The organism is Kitasatospora sp. NPDC091257 (assembly GCF_044757675.1).
GTDB classification, from domain to species: domain Bacteria; phylum Actinomycetota; class Actinomycetes; order Streptomycetales; family Streptomycetaceae; genus Kitasatospora; species Kitasatospora lactacystinica.
Map to the genome: position 1 here is coordinate 1 of NZ_JBIVVI010001159.1, position 2,849 is coordinate 2,849.

Below are 2,849 nucleotides of genomic sequence, written 5' to 3' on the forward strand. Positions count from 1 at the left end.
GGGTCTGTGGTCACGCAGGGTGGTGGAGTGGGTGGTAGGGCGTAAGGGCCATGTCGTTAGTGTCATTTTTTGACACTCTTAAAAAGATCGTCAGCGGCGGGAACCTCGTTCCGGAGAGCCTCGCAGTGGTGGGACCGTCCGGTAACACTGTTGCGCGGTACACAGCCGAACCCATGCGGAAGTCCCGCGCCTGGCAGAGTGAAGGCGACGTCCCCCTCCGTCCAAACCCCACCGGAGGTGACGGTGGTAACGGGTACGTAGTGATCTACTGGTAGAAGATCCCCTGGCACCCCATCCGCCCCGGTACGGACTTCCCCGAGCCCGTACCGGGGCGTTGTGCTGTCGGAACGGCAGGGCCTCGGAGTTCGGCCTGATCGAGGACGAGCGGGGGTAGCCGACGGGCGGAGGTGGCTGCGGGCGGGGAGCACCGCCCCGAGGCCCGTGGCAGTGCCAGTGGCAGTGGCAGTGGCACAAGACAGGGATGGTGCTATCGTCAGTAGCACTATGTTGCTGAAGCTGGACATCGGGGACACCCGACCGCTGCACGAACAGGTCGCCGGCGCGATCAGACGGGCCGTCGCCGAGGGCGAGTGCACCCCCGGGGACAAACTGCCCCCGGCCCGGGAGCTCTCCCGGGCGCTGGGGGTGAACACCAACACCGTCCTGCGCGGGCTGCGGACGCTGCGCGACGAGGGGGTGCTGGAGTTCCGCCGGGGCCGCGGCATCACGATCGCGACCGGCGCCGACACCCGCTCCGAACTGGTCGACCGCGTAAGGCAGTTGGTCGAGGACGCGGCCCGGTTCGGCTACAGCAGGAACGATCTCGTGGACATGATCAGGGGGATGTCGTGACGGACGACGGCACAACGAAGGAAGCGACCGCGGCGGAGCGACCGGCGGCTCGCGGTGCCCTCTGGGCCGCGGCGTCCTGGTCCGTCGGCGTGCTGGCACTGCTGATCGCCCTGCCGCTGGTGGCGCGCCACCGGCTGCCGGACCCGCTGGCCACCCACTGGGGCGGGCGGGAGCCGAACGGCTCGATGTCGCTGACGGCGGCCGCACTGTTCCCGGCCGCGTTCTGGGCGGTCCTGGTGCTCACCTCGGTGGCCGTGCGGCGGTACTGGGCCGACCGGTCGCCCGGGGCGGCGGCGGCCACGCTGGCGGCCGGCGGGGTGCTGCTGACGGGGGCGCAGACCTCGATCGTGCACGCCAACCTCGACCGCGCCCGCTGGCAGGACGCCGCACCGATGGGCGTCGAGGTGGTCCTGATCCTGCTGGCCACCGGCCTCGCCGGGCTGCTGGCCCTGCTGGCCGGCCGCCGCTTCGGCGGCCGGCCCGAGCGGCTCCCGGCGGCCGGGGCGGATCCGCTGGAGATGCCCGCGGGCGAGCGGTTCGTCTGGCTCTCCCGGGCCGCCAACCCGTGGTTGCAGCTGGCCGCCGCGGTGTTCGCGCTGGTGACGGTGGCGGGGGTGCTGGCCGCCGCGAGCGGGGTCGCCGAGCTGGACTGGGCGCTGGTGGTGCCGTTCGCCGTCGTCTCCCTCGCATGCCTCGCCTGCTCCTCGGTGCGGGCGCGGGTGACCGCCGGCGGCCTGACCGTCGGATTCGGCCCGTTCGGCCGGCCCGTGCGCCACTGGTCCCCCGCCGAGCTCGAATCCGCCCGCGCCGAGCAGCGCACCGCCGCGCAGGCGGGCGGCTGGGGCTACCGGATGAACCGGCTCGGCACCACCGTGATGCTGCGCGGGGGCGTCTGCCTGGTGGTCCGCACCCGTCAGGGCACGGACTTCGCGGTCAGCGTCGACGACGCCGAGCGCGGGGCGGCCCTGCTCAACGCGCTGATCGCGCGCGCCGGGCAGCCGACCGGCTGAACCGGTTCGGCGGAGGCGAAGGGGCGGTTCGGCCACCACGGCCGGACCGCCCCACCGCTTGCACCGCTCGCACGGCCTGCACCGCTCGCACGGCCTGCACCGCTCGCACCGCTTCCGCCGCCGTCAGGACTCCCCCGCGCGCAGTTCGGTGGCGATCTGCCATCGTCCCGCGACCAGCGTCTCCAGCACCACCCCGAGGCAGGCCACGAGCGCCAGTCCCGCCGTGGGCAGCAGCACCGGCAGCACCGCCGGGCCCAGGCCGTCGCCGGCCTTGGCGCCGATCAGGGTGGAGAGGTCGAAGGCCGGCCCGAGCAGGACGGCCGCCACCGCCGCGACCACCGCACCGCCGACGGCCGCCGCCAGCGTCCGCGGCAGTGCCTCGGCGACGATCAGCGCCAGCCCCTGACGGGGTCGCAGGCCCATGGTGCGCAGCCGGGCGAGCACCGCCGTCCGGTCGGGCGCGGCGCGCAGCAGCGTCAGCAGGACCGCGAGGACGGCGAATCCGGCACTGGCGGGCGCCGCGTACCAGAACAGCCGTCCGGCGGCCTGCTGCAGCGGGTCGTCGGCGAGCTGCGCGGCGTACTCGCGGCTGCCGCCCACCGCGTAGGCGGGCGGCAGCCCGTGGTCGCCCTTGCCGTCCGCCGCGGCGTTCTCCGAGATGAGCCTGGCGAGGCCGGTCGGCTCGACCAGGCCGCGTTCCAGGAGGAGCGACCTGATCCGCCCGGGGTCGAGGCCGTCGCCCACGGCCAGCCACCCGGTCCACCGGCCGAGCTCCGGCAGGCGTTCCACCGCGGGACCGCTGGGCACCACGACGAAGGGCAGGGCCGGCTCCGGCAGCGCCGGGGTCGCGGTGACGATCCCGGCGACGGTGGTACGCAGCTCGCTCGCGGTGGACAGGTGCACCGTCGGTGCGCCGGCGCCCAGCCGCGCGGCCAGGTCGCGGCTGAACAGCGCGGGCACCGGGGTGTCCGGGCCACCGGGGGTGCC

General features: G+C 74.5%; 2 protein-coding genes and 1 pseudogene. 2 read left to right on the forward strand and 1 reads right to left on the reverse strand.

The features are described 5' to 3' along the window. Window positions 1-504: 504 nt before the first annotated feature. Window positions 505-852, forward strand: a complete 348-nt coding sequence (locus tag ACIQOV_RS35755; protein WP_401054991.1) for a GntR family transcriptional regulator — start codon at window positions 505-507, stop codon at window positions 850-852. Then, entirely contained in the window at window positions 849-1,862 is a 1,014-nt protein-coding gene (locus ACIQOV_RS35760; protein ID WP_401054992.1) for a DUF1648 domain-containing protein, read from the forward strand. Before ACIQOV_RS35755 ends, ACIQOV_RS35760 begins: the two co-directional genes overlap by 4 nt. A gap of 123 nt (window positions 1,863-1,985) precedes the next feature. Here ACIQOV_RS35760 and ACIQOV_RS35765 read toward each other — a convergent pair. Continuing rightward, a pseudogene (locus ACIQOV_RS35765) lies at window positions 1,986-2,849 on the reverse strand (hypothetical protein); the annotation flags it as partial.